The organism is Nitrospirillum amazonense (genome assembly GCF_029594735.1).
GTDB lineage: Bacteria > Pseudomonadota > Alphaproteobacteria > Azospirillales > Azospirillaceae > Nitrospirillum > Nitrospirillum amazonense.
Map to the genome: position 1 here is coordinate 313,124 of NZ_JARPAF010000001.1, position 23,031 is coordinate 336,154.

The 23,031-nt window shown below is 65.5% G+C and carries 21 protein-coding genes; 3 read left to right on the plus strand and 18 right to left on the minus strand.

The window, feature by feature from the left end; genetic code table 11:
* Positions 1-21: 21 nt before the first annotated feature.
* The 17 genes from P5F91_RS01135 to P5F91_RS01215 form a co-directional block, all read right to left on the minus strand.
* Entirely contained in the window at positions 22-588 is a 567-nt protein-coding gene (locus P5F91_RS01135; protein WP_277906205.1) for a nitroreductase family protein, read from the minus strand.
* A 126-nt stretch (positions 589-714) separates the two neighbouring features.
* Positions 715-2,985 (minus strand): serine hydrolase, encoded by a 2,271-nt coding sequence (locus P5F91_RS01140; protein WP_145613737.1) that lies wholly within the window; start codon positions 2,983-2,985, stop codon positions 715-717.
* A gap of 8 nt (positions 2,986-2,993) precedes the next feature.
* A complete protein-coding gene (locus P5F91_RS01145; protein ID WP_277906206.1) occupies positions 2,994-4,256 on the minus strand; it encodes a putative glycoside hydrolase in 1,263 nt (420 codons plus the stop codon).
* Positions 4,253-5,047, minus strand: a complete 795-nt coding sequence (locus tag P5F91_RS01150; protein ID WP_277906207.1) for a polysaccharide deacetylase family protein — start codon at positions 5,045-5,047, stop codon at positions 4,253-4,255. The genes P5F91_RS01145 and P5F91_RS01150 overlap by 4 nt, the downstream gene beginning before the upstream one ends.
* 10 nt (positions 5,048-5,057) lie before the next feature.
* The gene (locus P5F91_RS01155; protein ID WP_277906208.1) at positions 5,058-6,233 is read right to left on the minus strand and encodes a patatin-like phospholipase family protein; all 1,176 of its coding nucleotides are present in this window, start codon (positions 6,231-6,233) and stop codon (positions 5,058-5,060) included.
* A 17-nt stretch (positions 6,234-6,250) separates the two neighbouring features.
* A complete protein-coding gene (locus tag P5F91_RS01160) occupies positions 6,251-6,676 on the minus strand; it encodes a DUF3775 domain-containing protein (RefSeq protein WP_088874923.1) in 426 nt (141 codons plus the stop codon).
* A 131-nt stretch (positions 6,677-6,807) separates the two neighbouring features.
* Entirely contained in the window at positions 6,808-9,348 is a 2,541-nt protein-coding gene (gene mgtA / locus P5F91_RS01165; RefSeq protein ID WP_277906209.1) for a magnesium-translocating P-type ATPase, read from the minus strand.
* Between the two features lie 178 nt (positions 9,349-9,526).
* A complete protein-coding gene (locus tag P5F91_RS01170; protein WP_277906210.1) occupies positions 9,527-10,288 on the minus strand; it encodes a BON domain-containing protein in 762 nt (253 codons plus the stop codon).
* A 1-nt stretch (position 10,289) separates the two neighbouring features.
* A complete protein-coding gene (locus tag P5F91_RS01175) occupies positions 10,290-10,478 on the minus strand; it encodes a BON domain-containing protein (protein WP_246134633.1) in 189 nt (62 codons plus the stop codon).
* A 151-nt stretch (positions 10,479-10,629) separates the two neighbouring features.
* On the minus strand, positions 10,630-11,586 hold the full coding sequence (locus P5F91_RS01180) for a ribose-phosphate diphosphokinase (RefSeq protein WP_145613745.1): 957 nt from the start codon (positions 11,584-11,586) through the stop codon (positions 10,630-10,632).
* A 41-nt stretch (positions 11,587-11,627) separates the two neighbouring features.
* Entirely contained in the window at positions 11,628-12,476 is an 849-nt protein-coding gene (locus P5F91_RS01185) for a universal stress protein (RefSeq protein WP_186455020.1), read from the minus strand.
* Positions 12,477-12,668: 192 nt separating this feature from the next.
* Positions 12,669-13,691: a L,D-transpeptidase family protein gene (locus P5F91_RS01190; protein ID WP_277906211.1), complete on the minus strand. Its 1,023-nt coding sequence runs from the start codon at positions 13,689-13,691 to the stop codon at positions 12,669-12,671.
* Positions 13,688-13,975 carry an alanine-zipper protein gene (locus tag P5F91_RS01195; RefSeq protein ID WP_145613748.1) on the minus strand — a complete coding sequence of 96 codons (288 nt, stop codon included), beginning with the start codon at positions 13,973-13,975 and terminating at the stop codon, positions 13,688-13,690. The genes P5F91_RS01190 and P5F91_RS01195 overlap by 4 nt, the downstream gene beginning before the upstream one ends.
* 248 nt (positions 13,976-14,223) lie before the next feature.
* On the minus strand, positions 14,224-14,730 hold the full coding sequence (locus P5F91_RS01200; RefSeq protein ID WP_277906212.1) for a phosphoribosyltransferase: 507 nt from the start codon (positions 14,728-14,730) through the stop codon (positions 14,224-14,226).
* Positions 14,731-14,753: 23 nt separating this feature from the next.
* Positions 14,754-15,800, minus strand: a complete 1,047-nt coding sequence (locus P5F91_RS01205; protein ID WP_145613750.1) for an alpha/beta hydrolase family protein — start codon at positions 15,798-15,800, stop codon at positions 14,754-14,756.
* A 668-nt stretch (positions 15,801-16,468) separates the two neighbouring features.
* Positions 16,469-17,230 (minus strand): thiosulfate dehydrogenase, encoded by a 762-nt coding sequence (gene tetH, locus P5F91_RS01210; protein WP_277906213.1) that lies wholly within the window; start codon positions 17,228-17,230, stop codon positions 16,469-16,471.
* Positions 17,231-17,243: 13 nt separating this feature from the next.
* Positions 17,244-18,857 carry a serine hydrolase gene (locus tag P5F91_RS01215; RefSeq protein ID WP_277906214.1) on the minus strand — a complete coding sequence of 538 codons (1,614 nt, stop codon included), beginning with the start codon at positions 18,855-18,857 and terminating at the stop codon, positions 17,244-17,246.
* A 298-nt stretch (positions 18,858-19,155) separates the two neighbouring features.
* Here P5F91_RS01215 and P5F91_RS01220 point away from each other — a divergent pair, with 298 nt between their 5' ends.
* The gene (locus P5F91_RS01220; RefSeq protein WP_277906215.1) at positions 19,156-20,058 is read left to right on the plus strand and encodes an SDR family oxidoreductase; all 903 of its coding nucleotides are present in this window, start codon (positions 19,156-19,158) and stop codon (positions 20,056-20,058) included.
* A gap of 3 nt (positions 20,059-20,061) precedes the next feature.
* Here the strand turns inward: P5F91_RS01220 and P5F91_RS01225 are convergent, their stop codons facing one another.
* Positions 20,062-20,616 (minus strand): TetR/AcrR family transcriptional regulator, encoded by a 555-nt coding sequence (locus P5F91_RS01225; RefSeq protein WP_277906216.1) that lies wholly within the window; start codon positions 20,614-20,616, stop codon positions 20,062-20,064.
* 153 nt (positions 20,617-20,769) lie between these two features.
* Between P5F91_RS01225 and P5F91_RS01230 the strand changes: the two genes are divergently transcribed.
* Entirely contained in the window at positions 20,770-21,984 is a 1,215-nt protein-coding gene (locus tag P5F91_RS01230) for an MFS transporter (protein ID WP_277906217.1), read from the plus strand.
* Between the two features lie 58 nt (positions 21,985-22,042).
* Positions 22,043-22,918 (plus strand): N-acyl homoserine lactonase family protein, encoded by an 876-nt coding sequence (locus P5F91_RS01235; protein WP_277906218.1) that lies wholly within the window; start codon positions 22,043-22,045, stop codon positions 22,916-22,918.
* Positions 22,919-23,031: the final 113 nt, after the last annotated feature.

The following is a 23,031-nucleotide window of genomic DNA, read 5'->3' on the forward strand; positions in this document are numbered from 1 at the left end:
CCATGCCTTCCGGCGGTGGCTTCAGTCGCCAATCCAGGAAATGTGGGCTGGATTACGGGGCGGTTTTGGCGGGGCGCCATCCCTGGGATGGCCGATGATGATGGGCGCCACGACCGGCATGGTCGGCGGCAGGGCCAAGGCGTCCTTGCCATCGGCGCTGTTCAGCCAGGCGTGCGACAAGCCGATCCAGCAGGTCGCCAGGCCATGGCCATGGGCCGCGAGCATGAGGTTCTCCGCCGCCAGGCAGCAGTCCTGCTGGGCCATGGCGTCCGGCACCGTGGCACAGATCGCGATCAGGGCGGGCGCATCGTAGAAGATGTTGAAGGCCGGGTCGGCAAGATGGCTTTCCATCGGCTTCAGCTCGGGCTGGTTATCCAAGGACCGCAGCAGAAAGGCTTTGGCATGGTCCGACCACAGGCGCAGCCGGGGGCGGTCCATCACCACAATGAATGACCAGGGCTGGCGGTTCATGCCGCTTGGGGCGTCCACAGCCGCCTCGATGACCGAACGGATCTGGTTCGCGGCGACGCCGGCTTCGCTGTAGGCGCGGACGGCGCGGCGGTTATGCAGGGCGTCGAAGAGATCCATGGTTCCCTCCTGTGCGGCATGACCCTTCCGATTACGGTCGGCGCGTCGGGTCCAGCGTGCGCCGATGGTTCGCACCTTCCCATGGTCCGGCGCCGCACACCTTGAGATGGATCAGGCCGCCGCTGTTCACGGGTAGAGCAGGTATTTGGCGCGCAGCGCCTTGAAGGCCGTCAGGTCCGCGTCCCATCCGGCGGCGATGGCGCGGGGGTCGACGCCCGAACGGATGGCCTCAACCGTGGCCTTGGAGCCGATCAGGCCCAGTGTGTCATCCAGGGTGAACCGCTGCGGGTAGAACCGGTGGAGCGCCGCCGCCAGTTCCACACCCAACAGCGGGCTGTCCAGGGCGGTGCGATCTGTCACCGTCAGGCGCACCCCCTGGCACGTCAAGCCGGCGTAGCGGTCTCCCGTTGGGATGAAGGTCGTGGGCGCGAACTGGATGCCGGGGATGGCCCTGGCCCGCAGCACTTCAGCCAGGGCCGGTCCGTCGACCCATGGTGCGCCGACCACTTCGAATGGGGTGGCTGTCCCGCGCCCCACGCTGACGGCGCTGCCCTCGATGAGAGCCACGCCGGGATAGAGAGTGGCCTCGTTAACGGATCGGAGGTTGGGCGATGGGTTGATCCAGCGGAGGTCCGTCTGGTCGTACCAGCGGTCGCGGCGGTAGCCCTGCATGGGAATGACGGTCAGCGCCGCGCCGATATTGTTCTCGGCATTGAACAGCGAGGCCAGTTCCCCCAGGGTCATGCCATGGCGGACCGGTAAGGCGAAATAGCCGGTGAAGGACCGGCGGTCCGCGTCCAGCACCGGCCCCTGGACTGCCGTGGCGGTGATGGGGTTGGGGCGGTCCAGCACATAGACCGGAACATGGGCCACGGCCGCCGCCTCCAGGACATAGGCCATGGTGGTGGCGTAGGTGTAGAAGCGCGCGCCGGCATCCTGGATGTCGATGACGATAGCGTCCAGGCCCGCCAACGCTTCCGGTGACGGGCGGCGGCTGCTGCCGTAAAGGCTGAGGATGGGAACGCCGGTGGCTGCGTCCGTGCCCGAGGCGACCCGGCCCTCGCGGTCACCCGCCGGCCCATGTTCCGGGCTCAGCAGCAGCGCCAGGTGCACGCCCGCTGCGCGTGCCAGCAGATCGGCGGTCCTGCGGCCCTGCCGGTCCACGCCCGTCTGGTTGGTCAGCAGTGCCACTCGCTTGCCCAGCAATGGGCTGAACCCCTGGGCGGCCAGCACATCGATGCCAGTCAATACCGGGGGCGCCCAGGCGACGGCCACTACTTCGGCCAAGCGCCGCCGCAAGGGGCGTGCGTCGCCCTTTCCATCAGGATGCAGGCGGCTTGTCAGGATGATGAGGTAGCATCCGCGGCCCGGATCCACCCACAGCGATGTGCCGGTGTAGCCAGTATGTCCATAGGAACCCGGACCGAATGCGGTGTCCTGCCCACCGGCATAGGGGGAGGTCCTGTCCCAGCCCAGCCCCCTGGTTGTTCCCCCTGGCAGCACATTGGGGGCAATCATCCGGGTGACGCTGCTGGCCTTCAGCACGCGCCGTTTCCCCAGCGTGCCGCCGTTCAGCAGCATACGGGCGAAGCGGGCCAGGTCCGCCGCCGTACCGAAGGCGCCGGCATGTCCGGCCACGCCCCCCATGCGATAGGCGGTTGGGTCGCTGACTCTCCCCCATCGCAACGCCCCATCCTGAACGTCCGTCGGAGCGATGCGGGGATGCAACGCGGCGGGGGGCAGGAACCGTGTGTCCGTCATGCCCAAGGGGCGGAAGATATGCCGGGCCGCGTACCGGTCCAGCGGCAGGCCGCTGACCCGCCGCACCACCTCGCCCAGGACCAGGAAGTTGATGTCGCTGTAGCGGAAACGCTCTCCGGGGGGGCTGACCGGCGTCTCCGCCAGCAGCAGGGCCCGCGCCTCGGCGGCACCGTCCCACCGGCGGGTCCGATCCAGGTCCGCGCGCAGGCCAGATGTATGGGTCAGCAGCGCCTCAACGGTGATGGCAGCCTTGCCGTTGGTGGAGAAGGCCGGCCAATAGCGGGATACCGGCGCCTCCAGGTGCACCTTGCCCCGTTCCACCAATTGCATGATGGCGGTGGTGGTCACCAGCACCTTGGTCAGCGAGGCCAGGTCGAAGATGGTGTCGGCTGTCATGGGTGCGGTGTCCGGGACCACCCGGCGCAACCCCCAGGCGCCTTGGTACAGGATGCCGTCGCGGTCGCCGACCAGGATCACGGCTCCTGGGATATGGCCGGCGGTCATCTCCTCCCGGACGGCGCTCTCGATGAAGGGCGCCAGCGAGGCCATGTCCGGCCGGGCGGCGAACGCCGGTGTGATGCCCAGGGCCAGCAGGGCCAGGCCCAGGAGGAGGTGGCTGCGGAGCCACAGGGACATGCCGGTCCTCAGCGCGCGGCCTGCTGTTCCACGCCCAGGTCGCCGTAAACGTTGCGCGGGTTCCACAGCATCCATCCGTCCACCCCCACATCATCGGCCGCCTTGGTCTGCAACCGTATCTCACCACCGCCGAAGGACCGGCGATCAAAGGCGTAGTCCTTGAAGGCCTGCAGCCAGGGGCGGAACCGCTTGGGCGATATGTTCAGGCGTGACAGCGCGTTTTCCAGGGACAGGCGCACGATCTCATAAGAATGGCTGACCGGGTTGCGGTATCCGGGAATGCCGAACTGGAAGCCCGACGGGTAAAGCATGGGGGACAGGTAATCCACCTGCGGCGCCAGTTCCTCCAGACGCTGCCCGATACCGGTATCGTCCAGGTTCCAGCAGACATAGCCGAAGATATCCGCCGCGACATAGACATTGTACGGCAGCAACCGGCGGCGCGCTTCTCCCAGGAAGCCGGCGATGGCGGCCAGCCGGTCCTTTTCCGTGGTGGGTCCGGCGAAGCGCAGACGCTGGTTGGCGTCCGGGAAGCGCACATAGTCGAACTGGATCTCGTCGAAGCCGGCCTGGGCCGCCTCGATGGCGATGCCGATGTTGTAGTCGCGAACCACCTGTTGCAGCGGGTCGGTCCAGGCGAGATGCTCCCGATCGCGAAACAGCTCGCCATTGCCGCGCTTCACCGCCAGGTCGGGCCGGCTGGCCGCCAGCAGCGGGTCCTTGAAGGTGACGATGCGGGCGATGGCGTAGATTCCCTGCACGTGAAGCGTCGCCGCCAGCTCCGCCAGGTTGGGGATGGTGGTGATTGCGCGGGCGCCGGGCATCGTCATGGCGGTCGCACTAGGGAAGGGGACCAGCCCCCTGTCCCCCTTCACGTCGATCACCAGGGCGTTTAGGCCTTTCTCCCGCATCAAGGCCAAGGCGGGATCGCGCAGTGAACTGGAGCCGATGCCGTAGACGGTGAGATAGAGCGCCTTGGGCGTAAAGGGATCCAGGCGCAGCACGGCATCCGTAGGTGGCGATGCCGCGGGGTTGAAGGTGCCTGCCCGGTAGCCCGGGGCGCGGGCGAACACCGGGCCCGTGGTGTCGACGGTGAAGCGTCCCATCCCGTCCACCGGCACCAGCTGACCGCCGGCGACGATCGTGGCGCCGGCGATGGGCGCGCCGGTGGCGCCATCGACAATCCGCCCCGCCATGGCCGCCGCCGGATGGACCAGCGCCAGTCCCAGGCAGATGGCGAGCACGGCGCTCTTGAGGAACCGTCGGATCATCGTGGCTGGCCCTTTTTCGCGGGTGCTGGTGTTAGCAACGCGGCGAAGGCGGCGTCGCGGTCGTGGTTTGAAACCGGAATGCGGGGAATGGCGTAGAGCGGCCCCCCCGGTGCCGCCCATCCACCCTCATAAGCGAAGGCGGCGCGGTAGCCGGCGCGCTGCGCGGCGGCCTGAAGATCGGCATCGATGATTCCGAACGGCCAGGCCAGCAGGTCGACCTTGATGCCCAGGTGCTGCTCCAGCGCCGCCTTGGACCGGACCAACTGGGAGTTCACGAAGGTCCGGTAATCGTCCGGCGTGCGACGGGCGCGTTCCTTGCGGAAATCGGGGTGCCAATAAGTGTGGGACTGAACGTCCACCAGGCCGGACCGGACCATCTCCGCCAGCTGTTCCCATGTCAGGGCGTAGGCGGCGTTGGAAATGGCCGAAGGGTAGATGAACAGGGTGACCGGCACATGACGGCGGCGGATGATGGGGTAGAGCTGGGTGTAGACCGAGACGTGACCGTCATCCACGGTGATGGCGGCCGCCGGGCCAGCGGTCCCGGTGGGCCACTGGCCGCCGCGTACCGCATCCACCACGCTTCGCAGGGGCACGACTTTGATGTCGTGAGCGTCCAGCCAGTCGAGTTGCCGCTCGAATACGGGCGTCGTGATGGTGGTGGGGCCGGGCGTGGTCGGATCGAAACGGTGATAGGCCAGGACCGGTGTGCCGCCTTCCCCCCGCGCGGCCGGCGCCGCCACTGCGGACACCAGGAGGAGGATCACGGGAAACAGCACTCGGCACCGCATGGCGCCCCTCCTATTCTCGGCCATCGACGGCCACGTCGAAGGTGAAGATCCCGTCCGCCGTTTCCGGACGCCGCGTCACCTCTGGATGACGCAAGGTCCGCACCGTGTCCTGGTAGCCGATGGCCCAATGCTCCCCGACGCTCAGCCGGGAGAACTCGAAATCCTTGGTGCTGCCCTGGTGGCGTTTGGCGTGATAGATCAGGTGGATGATGTTGAACACCTTGTGGTCCGCGTCGGGCTCCAGGTCACGGGCCGCCGGCAGGTCGCGGTAGTCGGCGGGCAGGGCGGCCAGCAGGGCGGCGATGGCATGCCGCAGCCGTTGCTTGCGCCGGAATTCATCGGTCACGGCCCGGGTCCGGCTGGAATACTGTATTTCCTTCTGACGGGTCATGGCCTCGGCCAGGCTTGTCGGCATGTCGCCCCTGGCGCTCCACAGGTCCACCTGGAACGCCAGCGTGTCCTCATGCGCATCGCCTTCCAGCACCCATTGCAGGGGCGTGTTCGACACCAATCCGCCATCCCAATAAAACTCGCCGTCGACCTCGATCGCCGGGAAACCCGGCGGCAGGGCGGCGCTGGCCATGACATGTTCAGGACCGATGGTATGGGTGGCGGTGTCGAAATAGACGAAGTTGCCGGTTTCGATGTTGACGGCGCCGACGCTGAAGCGCAGGCCGCCAGCGTTGATGCGATCGAAATCCACCAGCCGCTCCAGCGTGCGGCGAAGGGGGGCGGTGTCGTAGAAACTGGTCGCCGCCGTGCTGCCCGGCCACGACGCCCAAGGTGGGACCAGCCGGGGGGTGCACATGCCGGGCACGCCGGCTACGGTCGCTATGAGGGCGCTCAGTTGGTTGAGGGTGGATCGCGGTGCCTCGCCGTCCACTTGCGACGTCGCCAACGCTTCCAGGCAATCCAGGGCCCGGGCCGCTCCGGCCACTTCGTCCCAAAACTGCCGCAGCTTGGCCACGCGCTCCCCGGGCGGGTTGCCGGCGATCAGTGCGGCGTTGATGGCGCCGATGGACATGCCGGCTACCCAGTCGGGGTGCAACTCCGCCTCGGCCAAGGCCTCATACGCGCCGGCCTGGTAAGAGCCCAGGGCGCCGCCGCCCTGCAGAACCAGCGCGATGCGCCGGAACGGGGGACGCGCAGTGGACCGATGGGTCCGGAGCAGGGGCATGTCGGGCATGGTTCCGGTCCCGCCCGTCAAAGCCGCCCGACTTCGAATTCCTCGCAGGAGTGGCCCAGCGCCGCCAGCCCTTCCTCCAGGTAATCTCCCAGCGCCGGCATGCCCATGAGGTACGAGGCGGAATGGCGATGGTGGCGCTCGCGGGCCAAAGCCCGGACGGTGGCCCAGTCGTCATCGCCGCGCCCCAGCCAGGCCAGGGCGATCAGGTCGATCACTTCATCGTCGTTCAGGGCGTTGATGGCGGCACGAAGCTCGGCGGCCGTCGGATCGTCGGCATAATCGCCGAGGATGGAGCCCTCGCCGTCATCGGCGGGATTGGAGCCGGGATCCGGTTCCACCGGCGCCACCTTCACGTCGAATTCCCGGGCCTTCACAATGATGTAGAAGACTTTCTCAACGCTGATGTTCAACTCGACCCGCTGGGGTGTCTCGACCGTGGGCATGGTCCTCTCCCTTGTCCGGCCAATGGTGACCGGCTGCGTGCGTGCTCCTCGACGCTTAAGGGAATTGGCGGGATATATCCTTGACGTGGCTCAAGGGTGGGCTTTTTGCTTTCCAGCCGTCACGGCGCCAATCAAGAAAATCTCTTAAAGAACAGCCTTTTAGCGCCCTCCGCCAGCGTGAGGTAGACCACGATGGCCCCGACCAGAAACAGATAGAAGGCGGGCGGCGGCGCGACCAGTCCGAATAGCCCGCCCAACGGCGTCAGCGGCAGCAGCGCGGCCAGCACCGCCGTGGACACGGCCAACCCGGCCAACAATGGGTGGGGCCGGCCGCGCCAGGGCGCGCGGGGTGTGCGGATGACGAAGATCACCAGCACCTGTGTCGCCAGGCTCTCGATGAACCAGCCGGTCTGGAACAGGGCCTCCTGGGCATGCAACAGGTGCAGCAGGACATAAAAGGTCAGGAAGTCGAACAGCGAGCTGACCGGGCCCAGCACCAGCATGAAGCGCAGGATCAGGGGCAGGTTCCAGTGCACCGGCCGCGTCAGCGCCTCCTCCTCCACGCGGTCGAAGGGGATGCCTGCCTCCGACGCATCATAGAGCAGGTTGTTTAGCAGAACCTGCACCGGCAGCATGGGCAGGAAGGGCAGGAACAAGGCCGCGCCGGCCATGCTGAACATGTTGCCGAAATTGGAACTGCTGCCCATCAGGACGTACTTGGTGACGTTCAGGACCGTGCGGCGCCCCTCCAGCACGGCCTCGTGCACGACGGAAAGATCCTGGTCCAACAGGATGAGGCTGGCGGCCTCCTTGGCCACGTCGGCGGCGCTGTCCACGGAAATGCCGACATCGGCGGCGTGCAGGGCGGCGGCGTCGTTGACCCCATCCCCCATGAAACCCACGACGTGCCCTGCCCGGCGGCAGGCTGACAGCACACGCTCCTTCTGCTGCGGCGTCACGCGGCAGAAGACGTTCACCTGCTTCAGCCGCGCGTGTAATGCCTCACTGGTCAGGGCCCGCAGTTCCTCGCCCGTCAACAGTCCGGTGATGGGCAGGTTCAGCTGTGCGCACAGGTGCCGGGTGACCGCCTCGGTGTCGCCGGTCAGTATCTTGATGTCGACGCCGGATCGCGCGAGCGCGGTCACGGCGGCCGTGGCGCTGGCCTTGGGCGGATCCAGGAAGGCGAGATGCCCCTCGAAGACCAGGTCGTGTTCATCGGTGCGGTCGATGTGTTGGCGGTCGGGTGGCAGGGGCCTGGTGGCGACGGCCAGCACGCGGTAGCCCTCGCGGCCCAGCGATTGGAACTGTTCGTCCAGCTGTGCCCGGGCTTCCTCATCCAAGGCGCGAAGCGTTCCCCCCGGTCCACGCCACTGGCCGGACAGCCGCACCATATCCTCCGGCGCGCCTTTGACCACCAGCAGTTTGGTTCCATGGTTTTCCGCCAGGACCGACACGCGCCGGCGCTCGAAATCGAAAGGCACCTCGTCGCACTTCCGCCAGGCGGTCATGTCGATCTGGCCATGGGCCAGGATGGCCTCGTCCATGGGGCTGTGCAGGCCGGTTTCAAACCGGCTGTTGATGTAGGCCAGCTCGAAAAGGCGGGGGTCATCCTTCCCCTCACCATCCAGCGCGCGCACCAGTTGGATGGCGGCCTGGGTCAGTGTTCCCGTCTTGTCGGTGCACAGCACATCCATGGCGCCGACATTGTGCATGGACGCCAGCCGCTTGACGATCACCCTGCGCTTGGCCAGCCGCAGGGCGCCGCGCGCCAGGGTCACCGTGACGATCATGGGCAGCAGTTCGGGCGTCAGCCCCACCGCCAGGGCCAGCGCGAACATCAGGGAGTCCAGCCAGGGGCGGTGAAACAGGGAATTCACCGCCAGCACGAACAGGACCAGGAAAAAGGTGAGCCGCAGAATCAGGAAGCCGAACCGGCGGACCCCGGTTTCAAAAGCCGTCGGTGGCGCCGCCGATTGCAGGCTGCGGCTCATCTGTCCGAACAGGGTGGCGCCGCCCGTCTGGCAGACGACGGCCGTGGCGCTGCCGGCGAGGACGGAGGTGCCCATGAACAGGCAGGCGGTCGCCTCCCCAGGCGCGCCGGTAAGCAGGGGCCCCTGGTCCGCGCGCTTCTCCACCGGGTAGGGCTCACCCGTCAGGATGGCCTGGTTCACGAACAGGTCGCGCGCTTCCAGCAGGCGGCAGTCGGCAGGGACCAGGTCGCCAGCCGCCAGCCGCACCACGTCACCCGGCACCAGTTGCTCCAGCGGCACGGTCGTCTCATGGCCGTCGCGCCAGAGCTGCACCCGCACGGCGACGGTGCGGCGCAGGGCCTCCACCGCGGCTTCGGCCTGTCGCTCCTGGATGAAGTCCAGCACGACGCTGAGCAAGACGACGGCCAAGACGATGACGAAGCTGGAGGTGTTGCCGGTGGCTGCCGACAGGGCGCTGGCGAACAGCAGGATCAGCACCAGCGGATTGGCGAAACGGGCCAGGAAGTCCAGCCACGCGGGTCGCCGGCGACGAGCCAAAACCTGGTTGGGGCCCCATCGCCGCTGTCGTTGCTCCGCCTCCGCCGTCGTGAGGCCGCCGGCATCGGCCGGCAGTACCGCCAACAGGTCGGCCAGCGATAGGGCCCAGATGGCGGGCGCGGACGTGTTTGGTATGGGGCCCATACGGCGCCTCCCCGTGGTCGAAACGGTCGCCGCCATTTACGCGGGTGACCGGGGGGCGGCGCCGGACGTGTCGGCGGTCCCGTAAAACCTGTCCGGACTGGCACTCCTCGGCATGTATTTGCCGCCGGTCCCCGGCTGGACACGTTGGGGGCATGCCTCCGCTGGCCATCGCCGGCGTTTACGGTTCGACCTGGATCAGGTTGTTGACCTCGGTGACGCCAGGGGCGCCCCAGGCCGCGCGCTCCGCGATGTCATGTTCCTGCCAGCTGCGCACGCGTCCGCGCAGCGTCACCACAGGGCCGTCCGCGGTGACACTGAGGTGATCCGCCGCCAGGTTGGCGTTGCGACGGAAGGCGGCCTCGATCTTGTCATGGATATCGGCCAGGCTCGCTTGGCTGGACACGATAAGGTGGTTGTCCACCCGCACGATGCCGTGCAGCCGGTGCACGTAACGCTCGGCCTCCATGCGATCGAAGAAATGCTCCACCGTGCCTTCCAGGGTCAGCACGCCGGCGGTCACGGTGATCTTCACGCGCGGGGCGAGCTGGGGGCAGGACCAGTGCAGTATGTCCACGGCGCGCTTGGCGATCTCATCGTCGTGCCATTTGCGGTCGGCGGGCAGGCGGACCTCGATTTCATTGGCGACCGCGCCTACGCCCCGAACCCGGCGCGCCGCGGCGACGGCCGCGCGCTTCTCCGCCCAACTGGTCACGTGGCCGGTGAGGGTGACGACAGCGCCCTCCGCCGCCACCCCGATATGACTGGCGTCCAGGTGCGGATCCCAGGCCAGCTCAGCCATGACATCCAACTGCAAGGTCTTGTCGTCGCTCATCTTTATCTCCTGCGTGAGGGAGTGCGTCCGGCGGGCGCCGTGTTCCGCCATGGGAATAGGGTTGGACAGGAAGGCCCGGACCTCGGACTGGGCGGTGAAATCGGCCATGTCATGGCTCCACGTCGACCAGGTTGTGCACCCGTGCCACGCCCGGCACGGCCCAGGCGATATGCTCCGCCAGGGTGCGCAGCGGCCAGTTGTCGACACGGCCGCGCAGGGTCACCTCCGACCCGGTCCCGCTCACGCTCAACCATTGCAGGGACAGCAGCGAGTGGCGGCGCAGGGCGGCACTTACCACGAAGGCCAAGGGGACTTCCGGCAACCTCGGCACCGCTGATGCCCCCCTCCTCCCCTGAAGGGCGGGGGGATCGGGCGTCTGCGGTGATAAGGGCCGGACTGCGAGGCATGGCATTGTCTCCCCAGGCATGCCGGTTTGGCGGTTCAGCGGCTCATGTCCCGGCGCGTAGGCGGCGGATGGCGGCGGCGATCAGGGGGCTGGTGTCCAGGATCGTCAGCTTGCGGTCGCTGAAAGGCGGCCTTTCGACGGGCGTGACCGAATTGGTCACCACCACGCTGTCCACCTCGTCGCTGAACAGCGTGGCTGCGCCGCCATTGAACAGGCCGTGCGTGGCGGCGATGTGGACCAGGCGGGCCCCGCCCAGGCGGCAGGCGCGGGCGGCGTGCACCATGGTGGCCCCGGTGCTGATCAGGTCATCCAGAATGATCACGGCCCGGTCCTTGACGTCGCCCAGGAACGCGCCGCCGGTGATGAATCCGCCGCTGCGGTTCTTTTCGACGAAGCCGCTATCGACGGCGCGTCCTGCGGATGCCTGCAGCGCCTGGCGGAACCGTTCCGCCCGCTTCGCGCCCCCGGTGCTGGGAGAGACGACGGTCACCGGCAGGTCCCGGGCCAGGCCCCGGAAATGATCGGCGAACAGGCCCGCCGTCTCCAGATGGATGAAGGGCCGGCGGAAGGCGTTCTCGGCGGCGGCCGGATTGTGCACCTCCAGCGCCATGACGCGATCCACGCCCATGGCCTCTAGCATCATGGCCACATAGCGCATGGTCACCGGGTCGAACAGCTGGGTGCGCCTGTCCTTGCGGGCATAGCAGAGATAGGGGGCGGCCAGCGTCACGCTGGCGGCGTCGTTGTCCTTCAGGCAGGCGATCAGGAAGGCCAGGCGGCACAGACGATCATGGACGCTGGCCGCGCCATCGCCGTGCAGCGACTGCACGACATGGACGTCATGGCCGGCCACATCGACCAGCGGACGGATCTTGACCTCCCCATCCTCGAAGCGCCGCTCTTCCAGAGGGAAGGGCGACAGGGCGAGATGGGTGGCAACGCCCTGGGCGTAGTCGTGGCTGTCCTGCAAGGCCAGGATGGTGAGCGGGCGCGCGGTCATGGCAATCCCCCCGATATGGATTTCAAGATCGCCGGGTGGCCTTAATGCGCCAGCAGGGCGGGGATCGGCGTTCTCGTCAGGATGTCCCGGGTGACGCCGCCCAACACCCATTCCCTAAGCCGGGAATGGCCGTAGGCACCGGCTACCAGCAGGCCGGCGCCCAGCCGTTCGGCCTCGTTGAAAAGCGCTTCGGAGGCGTTGCGCCATTCGCGCAGGTGGCGAAGCTCGACCTTGACGCCGTGCCGGTCCAGATAGCGCGCCAGGTCGGCGCCCGGCTCCTCGCCTATGGCCTCCGGCGGACGGCCGTCCTCCACCATCGCGGCCACCACCTGGGTCGCCGCCTGCAGGAAGGGCATGGCCCGGCTGACTGCGTTGGCGGCTTCCCGGCTGTCGGTCCAGGCGACCAGGACGGTGTCCATGGGACGGACGCGCACCGGCTCTTCCTCCGGCACCACGAACACGCCGCGACCGGATCCGAACAGGGCCGCCTCCACGATCTCCGGGGCCCGGCCCGGCACGGCGAAACCGGGCCGGTAAGGGGTGCGCACCACCATCAGGTCGGCGGTCCGGGCCTGGTTGGCCACGATACGCTCCACCCCCTCGGCCAGGATATCGAAACGGCGGAGGTCATAGGGAACGCTCAGCCTGTCCAGCCGGGTCCGCAGATCCTCCTTGGTCTTGTCCACCTGGGCCTTGAACTGCGCCATCTGTTCCGATGCCACGTCCCTGCTGATGGCGTATTGGGGCAGGTTCAGGATGATTTCCGGCAGAAGTACGCAATGGAGCCCGCGAATATGGGCGCCACGCGCGGCCGCCAAATATTCCGCATAAACGATGCGGGCCTCATCGTCAGGCGTACCGTCAAGATGAACGATGATTTCTTTGATCATGACGCCGGCCCTCATCTTCAGGGGAAGCGGCCTGTCCACGCCAGTGCGCGGTGCCGGGTCGCCAGCACGGTTTGAGTATTGGCGTCATCCCGCACGCCCGCTTTGATGCAAGTCAACAAGGCCCGCGCCCGTAGGAGGTACGCAAATGGAACAGTCGGAGGATGTTGGTGGTGGCCTTCACGGCACCGGTCATCATCGTCGTGGGGACTGCTCCCCCGCCGCTGCCGTGTCCGGAGACTTCAGGATGGGGACAGGCAGGCCGTTGCGACTTGAAAGGATGTCGTCGACCAGTCCCCAATCCACCCGGTCCACGGCGTCGCCCGCCAGGCGGGCGATCCACAACCGGGTGTCCATGGTCGATTGGGCCGACAGGTGCGGGACGAAGGTGCCGTTCCGCTCTATCTCATCCGCCTGGTCGCGGTCGGGATGGGCCTCCAGATAAAGCTCGCCATCGATCCATCCCAGCTTGATCGGCTGGTCCACCATCACGACCCGCGTGCCTATGCCCACCTGGGGGAAAAGGCGCGCGATGTCCTCCGGATACAGGCGGATGCAGCCGTGGCTGACGCGCCGACCCACGCCATCGGGCTTGTTCGTCCCGTGCACGGCATAGGCCGGCCACGACATGTCCAGGGCGAAGGCGCCCAAGGGATTGTCCGGCCCCGGCCCCACCGAGGGGGGGAGGTCGGGATGCTCCGCCCGAACCGTGGGCGGCGGTGTCCAAACCGGATTGACCCTTTTGCCGCGAATATGGCCTTCGCCCAGGGGCTCGGGGTAGGGGTCCGCCGCGCTGCCGATGGGCATGCTGGTCGGTTCCCCCTTGGCCGGCAGCCAGTACAGGCGGAAGTCGCCCAAGTTGATGATGATCAGGGACTGGCGGGCGGGGGCGGGTGGCACATCCGGCAAGAGGTGCGCCAGGGGCAACAGCACGAGGGCGCCGAGGCGGGGCTGCCAAGGGTCGATGTCCGGGTTCACCGCGCGCAACTCGACATAGCCGAGGTCGAAGCGGCGGGCGATGTCCATCAAGGTTTCGCTGGGGGATTCTATGTGATAGGCGGCGGTTTCGCCGATCAAGGTGGCGGCCAACGCCGGGCGCCAGTGGGGGAGAAGCGCGAGCAGGGTGGCCACCCCCACGCGTTGCCAGCCCGTGGGCCAGCCCGTCGGCCAGCCAGCGGGCCGGCCGCGCGTGGGCCGGCCCGGCCGGGGTTTGATCATTTGCGCAGGTTCCGCTGGAATATCTTGTCGATCTTGTCGGCGGCCGCGTTGGCCTTGGCGGCGGCTTCCTGCGCGGCGGCGGCGGCGGCTTGGGCGGCGGTGGCGGCCTGGGCGGCACTGGCGGCCGCTTGGTCGGCAGCGGCCTTGGCCGCCGCCGCCGTGGCCTGCGCCTGTTCCGCGACGGCCTTGGTGTTGGCCAGCAGGGCCTTGTCCTGCTCGCTCAAGGAGGTGCAGCCGGCCAGCAAGGTGCTGCCGATCAAGAGCACCGAGAAGGTTTTCAGCATGGTCAATTCTCCTGCATGGATTGGAGGCCCGCGCCGACGAGGCAGCGGTGTCACACGAACAGAAATCCAGGCGGCGACGAAGACATGTGGTCGCGGCGGTTCTTCGATGGACTGCTCAAGGTCTTGAGAGGCTCAAAACCGCCCAGCCGCCAATAGAACTCTAGGGGAATGCCTGGTTCGGCACCTTGAGTTGGATCAAGTCGAGATGGTTGCCATGATTACTTGATTTTTCTAAAAAGCCTGCGATCTCACGGCATCGCGAAGTCTTGGCCCGGCGCCGGGAACGACGACCACCGTCGCGATGTGTCGCTGGCGGGCGGCGCGCACGGCGCCCGCATCCTGGCGCCGGTGGCGATACCATCGTCCACCAGGATGACGGTCTTGCCGTTCAGGTCGGGGGCGGGCCGGCCATCCCGGAACAGGCGGTGCCGTCGGTCCAGTTCCCGTATCTCGCCAGCGACGATCCTGTCCACCTCGGCTGGGGAGATCCGTGGGGCGGACAAGGTCGTTTCAACCAGCACGACGACCGGTTTGCCGCCATGGGCACCTTCGGCGAAGGTGCCCATGGCGGTTTCAGGCTCGATGGGAACCTCCAGCTTGCGGACCAGCATCAGCACCAATGGCACGTCCAGGGCATGGGCGACCTGATACGCGACGGGTACGCCGTCCCGAGGCAGGGCCAGGACCACGGTGATCCCGTTCTTGAGGTCTGCCAGGCGGCCTGCCAGACGTTGACCGGCGTCGCGTCTATCCATGAACCGCATGCACAGGCCCTCGGCTATAGGTGCCGGTGCAGAAACTCGTTGACCATCGGTCGGACCCGCTCACGCCAGACAGTGCCATGGAAAAGATCGAAATGCCCGGCACCTGGGAGAAGGCTGTGGCCGCGCCTGTCCTGGGGGATGTCGGGGCACAGGTCATGGGCCACCCGGCATTGCCCGGGGCCGGCGATATCGTCCCGGCCACCCTCGACGGTGAGCAGGGCGGTGTCTCGTACGGCCCTGGCGTCCACCGGCAAGTCAAACCAGACCATCCGACCCTCTGGCAGCGCATGGGCGTGATAGACGGTGCCGATGACGTCCAGAAAAAACTCCGCCGGCACGTCGATCAGGGCCCCCAGGCTGGGCAGGAAGGGGTGTCCCTTGGGATCGCTCCCATCATCGTGAAGTGCCTTCGTGATGATGTCGCATCCGTCGGCGAGGTGGCGGTTCACGTAGGACCACAGCACCTTTTCTTGCGTCGTCCCGGCATAGACCGGGCGTCCCGCGCCGGGGCGTCCGGCTGTAACGGCTGTGATCGCATGCTCGCGAAACCAGTCCAGGGAATGGGTCATGGCGAAGCGATCACCGGGGGTGGAGTTGACGCGGGGATCGATCTTGCCGCCGATCAGGACCAGGCCGCGCGGTTTGGCCAAGGTCCGGCTGGATGCCAGCAGAGCGGTGGCGGCCAGGGCCGGCAGGGCCGACTGGCACAGACCGATCAGGTTGACCTCTTCTCCCAGATCCTGGACGGCTTCCAATACCTGCGACAGGCAGTGGGGCAAGCCGAAGCCTCCGCATGCCGCGGGCACCTCCGCCGCGTCACGCCATTCCAGCAGGTGCAGGTCGGTCCCTGCCACCAAATCCGCGACCATGTCATACAGGAGGCGAGGGTTCACGCCTGATAACGGCGCAACCAGCAGAGTGCGTGGGAGGGGCGCGGGCTCCCGGTCGCCGGTGACATGGAAGCGCAGCAGGCGGCCAAACGCGCCATCCCGCAGGATTTCCTCCGTGAAGCCGCCTGGGGCCTGCGGAATGTCATGCGGCAAAGGCAATGGTTCCGGCACGCTCTCCTCCGTTGGGTCGAGGGGCAGGCAACCTGGAAGGCTGACGGTTGGCTGATCAACGCATCATCGCGGCGGCCATCGTTAAGCATCTTGGGTCAATCGTTGGTCGGCGACATTGACCTAGCGCAAGGAAGGGGTGCCGCACTCGGATCTGCTCGCCGGGCTGCGCGTCAAAGATCGCGCCTGCAGGCTCGACAGTTCTGCACCGCAGCCTACGAAGAATATCGGAGGCCGGTATGATCCTGTGAACTGATGGTGTGGATCCCCCTTTTCCGGCATCCCTGAACGTGCAGGCCGCGCAGTTGCAGGCGGCCGTGGCGGCGTTGAAGACTGAGCGCGCTAACCACACAGATGCAGGTCCTGACCGCTCAGGCTGAGGCGCGAATGGTTCAGCTCGCGACAATGGCCGACCTGTTACTGGCGGTCCTGGCCCCTGTTGGTGGTGGCGTCTGGACCACGCGGCCCATCCAGACACCGCCCGCCCCCTGGCCGAGCACCTGAAGGCCACGTTCGCCTTGCTGGACCGGCTATAGCCGCCCGCATCTTGCTCTTAACCTGGTCATGACAAAGAGGGTTTGCACGATCAGGTGATATCACCCGAACCGATCACACCCTGGGCCATTCGGCGGAACGCACGTGTGGCTCTGCGCGTTCCGCGCAAGTCCGGCTTAAGCGGCCTTGGCGTAGGTGAAGCCGCTTCGCTGCAGTTCAACTAGGTACGCCACCACGCTGGGGACCAGGACCACCCCCGGAATGAGGTTATTGGTCAGATCAGCGGCGATGGTGTCGGCGTTTGATCCTTGCCTGGCGAGTCCGCGTGCGATCGCATGGATAGAATCGTGACAAGCGATCATGACCACGCCGCGCCTCTGCAGCGAGATGATGCTGTTGTTGCCGGGGCCGTAAAAGCCGTTCACGTTTTGGTGATCATCGGCAGGGGATACGTCCGGTGGTACAATAATAAAATCATTGCGTGCGAACCTGCCGCCAGTGTTCCCGGCAAGAGCATACTTGTCCCAGATGCTTTGATTGAAAAGCGCGAGGTGGGCGGTGCCGTGGGTGGCCGAGACCGCGAGAAAGTCGGTATTGCCGTGGGCGAACTGTTGCCCATTGAGCGATTCACGAATGAGGTTGGGCCAGGCGGCGGCAATGTCGCTGCTTTCCCACACCTGTTTAGGACCACCGCGGTAATCGAGCAGAAGAGCTGAAGCTTCGTGGTCCCATAGCTCCATGCGATCCAGCATGAAGGGAACCGTGGTGAAGTCGCGGCGGCGAGGCGCGGCAGCAAGACGCTGCGTCAGGTCGGCGATATGGGTCATTCCCGGCGCTGACGTCGGGGCCGCCGACACAGTGGCCGCGTGCAATGCGGCCACTGCGCCGACACCGGCGCCAAACGTGAGAAACGCGGAACGTCGGTTCACATCCGGCATGATCGACGTTCACTCAATAAGTGTAGACATTGGCGGCCCGGTTCACCAGCGCCTCAAGCGCCTTGCCCATGGCGGTCAGCGTTGCCGGATCCTCAACCCCGTAGCGGGTGACTAGCGCGTCAAGGTCGGGATGCCCGATCCAGGTCCGGCCCATCTCGTCCTGCCAGACGAGGACACGGAGCGGCAACTCGATGCCAAGTGACTGTTGCTTCTGCATCAACTTGGTGCCCATCTTCGGGTTGCCGAAAACAATCACGGTTGTCGGTCGCAGCTTTTCGCTAACGCCCTCGGCGTTCGCAGCATGGTCAAAGGTGGCGAAAACCGGAACCTTCGCTTCCGCAAGAATGGCCTTGACGCGCTGGATTGTCTCCGCCGGACCGTACTTGCTCTCCTGGGCAACGATGCTTCGGCGATAGATGTCGGGGCCGAGATCATCCTTGTACGCGGTGGCGATATCGCGGGCCAAAACGGTCAAATCAACCCCCTCCTTGTTGGTCAGAAGGGTGACGCACACCAGTTCGGATGATTCCGTGAAGCGGCTGAGGTACGAGCTGAAGCCGGGCGAATTGCCCTTGATTTCCATGAATCCCGGATGATGGGTGAACTCCCATCCCGCCATCGCCGGCACCACGGTGCCGTTGGCGAGCCTGGTGGGTTTATAAATGACGTCGCGGTCGGCCGCGTCCTTGATGAGCGTGGAGCCGGCGAGGCCGATGTCCCACTTGCTGATATCTTCGGCTGACGACCAGAGATCGCCGAACCCGAAGAGATTGGCCGAGGCCTGGGGCTTCAGCGCCATCATTTGCCCGTTGGCGGAACGGTAGCCCGTCGCGGGCTCCACCGGGTTGATATAACGTGCATCGGACTTGAATTTCTGGTGCTGATTGTCGTCGGTCGGAATCGGGTCGGGTCTATCAACCGCAGCTTTGGTCGCGAGGTCGCTCGCGAACATGGTGGCGGGCAGCCCTTCGACCTCGATCTGGAATTTCCACACGAAGTCATGGAACGACATGCCGCTGGCCTTCTCGACTGCCATAGCGAGCAGGGTGGAATCCGTGGCGCTGAGCCGGACTTCCGTACCACTCTTGAATAGCATGGGCTTGCCCGCTGCCAGGGCGAGCAGTTCATTCGGCGTGTAGCTACGGCTGTCGTCCAGCAGGTCACGGTAATCCGGGATGCCGGAACTGTGTTGCATCAGCTCAAGCAGGGTCACCCTGCGCCAATTGCCTGGAAGGTCGTCGACGAACTTGCCAATCGTATCGGTCAGCTGGAGCTTGCCTTGCTCTTTGAGCTGCATGATCGCCACGGCGGTGAAGGCTTGAGTGATGGGCCCGATATTCCACATCGTGCGGGTGGACGCGAGTTCGTCATGGTCAAGGCTGGTCTTGCCATAGCCGGCGGATCGCGGAATGTAGGGCGCCTGGACGATCGCCATAGTCAGGCCGGGGAGCCCATTCCTGGCGATGAAGTCGGCAATCAACTGATCGATATATTCACCACGATCCTGCAGGTTGGCGCTGCCGCGCACGATAGGCAGCTTGGGCGCGGCCTGGGCTGATGCCGAGGTGGCCTGGGCAAGACAGCCGGCGACGAATGCCAAAGCCGCCGCGGCGCGCGAAAACATCATAGTCAGTCCTCTGATCGGTTGGGGCCCGCACGGGGGCAAAAGGTGCGGCTAGGACCCAATTCCTCGCGTATTTCGCGGAATTTTCATAAATCCAGACGCTCGACGATTTTGACTGGGATATATTTACGCAACAACCCATACATAGAATCTTTATTTATATGCTGCGGTATATGATTTGTCTGTGTCGCTCAATTCGCGGCGTTTTTCCGCTTTTTGTTATTTAATCGTTCAAGAAGCCGGGGCCGGCATTTGATCAAAGAAGGCGGCTATGACGGCGCTGAAACGGTAGGCGCATCGGATGTCCTTTTTTGTCGGGTACGTGGCATTTAGGACGGATGTCGGTCGGGGTAAAACCATCTCATTCCCCGCCGACGGCGACCGCCATAAGGCAAGGGTCAAGCTAAATGGCCGCCCAGCGGCCGCCTTTTCCTGGAGTAACATCATGCAAATGACCGGAAATACCATCTTTATCACCGGCGCCACCTCCGGCATTGGCCGGGGCCTGGCAGAGGCATTCCACAAGCTCGGTAACCAAGTCATCATCGCCGGCCGCCGCCAGGCGCTGCTGGACGAGGTCACTGCCGCCAATCCCGGCATGGCCGGAATCCGGATGGACATCACCGATCCGGCCAGCATCACGGCGACGGCGGCCACCCTGGTCCGCGACTATCCGGCATTGAATGTTCTGGTGAACAACGCTGGTATCATGCCGTTCGACGATGCCGCCACGGTGGTGGACGATGCGGTCAGTCAGGCCATCCTGACCACCAACCTGCTGGGGCCGATCCGGATGACATCCGCGCTGATCGAGCACCTGAAGCGGCAGCCGCGCGCCACCGTCATCAACAACACCTCGGTCCTGGCCTATGTGCCGTTGGCTTTCACCGCCGTCTATTCCGCCAGTAAGGCGGCGCTGCATTCCTACACGCTGTCGCAGCGGTTCATGTTGCGCGAGACGTCGGTGAGGGTGCAGGAAATCGCTCCGCCTTGGGTCAACACCGACCTGATCAAGAAAAGCGACGATCCCCGCGCCATGCCGCTGGACGCTTTCATCGATCAGACCATGGCTGGTCTGGTGACTGAGGTCGAAGAAGTCGTGGTCGACGCAGCACGCGACTTCCGCAACAATCCCGGCCCGGGCGAGCATGCGCTGGTGAATGGTTTCAACGCCATGCTGGCCGCCAATCCCATACCCGTCTGACCTTCATAAACTCCGCAGCATGGACATCAGGATGCCGACCTTGGCCCGATGGGGCGCCGGGTCGGCATCCAGATTGACATCCATGCAGGTGCCTATGAAGAAAGCGGCGATCATGTCCGCCGTCACCCGGGCATCCAGCGCCGGTTGGGCTGCGGCCACGTTGCGGGCGATGGCATCCGCCCGGCGCCGGTTGTAGGCACGGATGATGTCGGCCGCGCGGCTGGGCAGACAGTCAACCTCGCCTGTGACGTTGACGGCGAAGCAGCCGGGCTGGGCGGCCATGACGAACGGCGCTTCAGCCAGGAAGCGTTCGATGTTGGCCCATCCCAGCGGCTGCTGGTCCAGCAGGCGTAGGGCAGGGCCGGTATCGAGATAGCGCTGCAAGGCGGCGAGGAACAGGTCTTCCTTGCCCTCGAATTCCGTATACAGCCCTGATTTGTTGACGCCGGTGGCGCGTTCCAATTCCTGCACGTTGGTGCCGGCATAGCCCTGGCGCCAGAAGACGGGAACAGCCCGATCCAGGACGGTGTCGCGGGTGAATTTTCTCGGTCTAGCCATGGCGAAAACATAGGGTTTTGCACCGGGTGGTTCAATATGTATGCGCCTGCGGAAATAGAACTGATCAGTTCAAAATCCCATTGACTCGTTGATGCTCCAGGAATATGAACCAAATGGTTCTAAATTGATGGCTCTTGACATAAAGGCAATGCCATGCGTTTCGCGCTTTCAAGCAAGGCTGGTTTCCGTGTCGCGGCCGGTGTGGTGGCTCACACCCTGTGGACCAGCGCGGCACCGGCCATGGTTTATCCGCTGTATGCCGGGCGCTGGCATCTGACACCGAGCGTGACGACCGGCATCTTCGCCGTCTATCCGGTTACCGTGGTCGCGGTTTTGGTTCTGTTCGGCAACCTGTCGGACCAGGTGGGCCGTCGGCTGGCCATGCTGTACGGCGTGGCCGCTTCGGCCGCTGGGGTGCTGTTATTCGCGCTGGCCAACAACGTGGTGATGCTTCTTGCCGGACGCGCATTGATGGGCATCGGGGTCGGCCTGTCGGCTGGACCGTCGGCCGCCGCGCTGGTGGATTTTGCCGAGGACGGAGCAGGTGTGGTCAAGGCCGGGGCCGCCACCTTGGCCTCCCAGGCTGCGGGCCTCGCCGCCGCGCTGCTGGTGGGCGGCGCCTTGGTGCAGTATGCGCCAGCCCCGATGCGTCTGAGCTTTTGGTTGCTGTTCGCTCTGCTGCTGATGTTGTTGGCCGGTATATTTCTGCTGCCCCGCCAAGCCTCCAATCCCGGAAGCGTTTCCGGATGGCGTCCGGCCTTGCCGCGGGTGCCGCCCGGCCTTAGGAAACCTTTCGGTTTCGCCGCGTTCACGGTGATGACGGCCTATTTCCACGGTGTCCTGATCGCTTCGCTTGGCTCGCAGGTAGCAAGGGATTTGGTCCGGTCCGATAACGCTCTGGTCAATGGGGCCGCTCTGGCGTTATTCGCCATCACCCTGGGGGTGGTTGGCTTACTCGCCCGGCGCTTGCGTCCGGATATCGCCATTGCGATGGGGGCCGTCGCGTCCCTGGCGGGCATGGCGTTCCTGGCCGTCGCGGTTTTGGCGCACAGCCTGACCAGCTTTCTAGCGGCAACCGTAGCCTCAGGCATGGGGTACGCCTGGATGGTCTATGGCGGCTTGGCGATGATTAACGCCGTGGCGTCACAGGCCGTGCGCGGCGGGATGACGTCCGCCGTCTTTCTGCTGGCGTATCTGTTCACTGGCCTGGCAGCCCTGGGCCTTGGCCATCTCGCCACCATCGCGACCCTGGGTCTCGCCACCTTGACCGGTGCGGGGCTCATGGCGGGGCTCTGCGTAGTGGTTGTGGTCCTGACGGTCTTGCCTCGGCGCATGTCACCTGGCCGCCCCAATATCCCACTATCGTGAGTATTTTGAACTAAATAGTTCAAATCTTGTGAAATCCTTCAAAAATTGGAGACGCGACATGACTCTCAAGATCCATCCCATCAACCTGGGCGACCTGACGATGGACGCCTCCGGCTTGGTGCTCTTCCGCTCGCCCGGCGTGAAAACGACCATTCCCTTCCTGGGCTTCCTGATCACCGGCGGGCAAGAACCTATCTTGGTGGACAGCGGCCCCCGCGATCCCCAAGCGTTCGCGGCGTTCGGCATGGACTGCGTGCGCACGCCGGAGATGACCATTGATCATCATCTGGCGCAGCACGGCCTGCGCCGTAAGGACATTCGGCACATCGTTCATACCCATGCCCACCTGGACCATGTGGGGGCCGACGACCAGTTCCCTATGACCACCACCGTGGCCTTGGCACGGCGGGAGCTCGAGTTTGCGGCTTCCGGCGTCATGGGGCCGGGCATGTACACCGCTGAGGATACCAAACACCTGATCGACCGGTTGCACACGCGGGGGGCGCTGCGCCTGTTCGACGTGGACGGTTCGTTTGAAGAGGAAATTATCCCCGGAGTAGCCGTCCGGCTGTCCGGTGGCCACACGCCGGGTTCCATTTCAGTTCTGGTGGAAACGGATGAGGGCATGGTCAACATCGCCGGGGATATCGCTTACAATATCGATGACCAGTTGGTGAATCCCCTGCTGGACCAGGCATCGCACGAGCCGACCATCACGGCCAACCGGGCCATGTCCAGCCTGGAGGAAAAGCGTGCTTTGAAGCGCGCGCTATCCGATTGCCGTTTTCTGTTGGTAGGGCATGACCATCCGGCGCTGGTGTCCGGCGGCCGTATCGTTGGCCGCTATACCGGCGCGATCAGTAACCCCCAGGCCGATGTGACCAAAGCCGTCAACTACCGTGCAATTGATGCCGGAGGCGCGACGGCCGCCTGAAGCGGCGGGCGAGGGGGGGGCCACCCACCACCGGCGGCGTGGCCCTCCCGTTTGTAAATCGGTGAATCTATTCCCGGGGCCGTAAGGACGGTGCGGGCCGTATATACCAATCG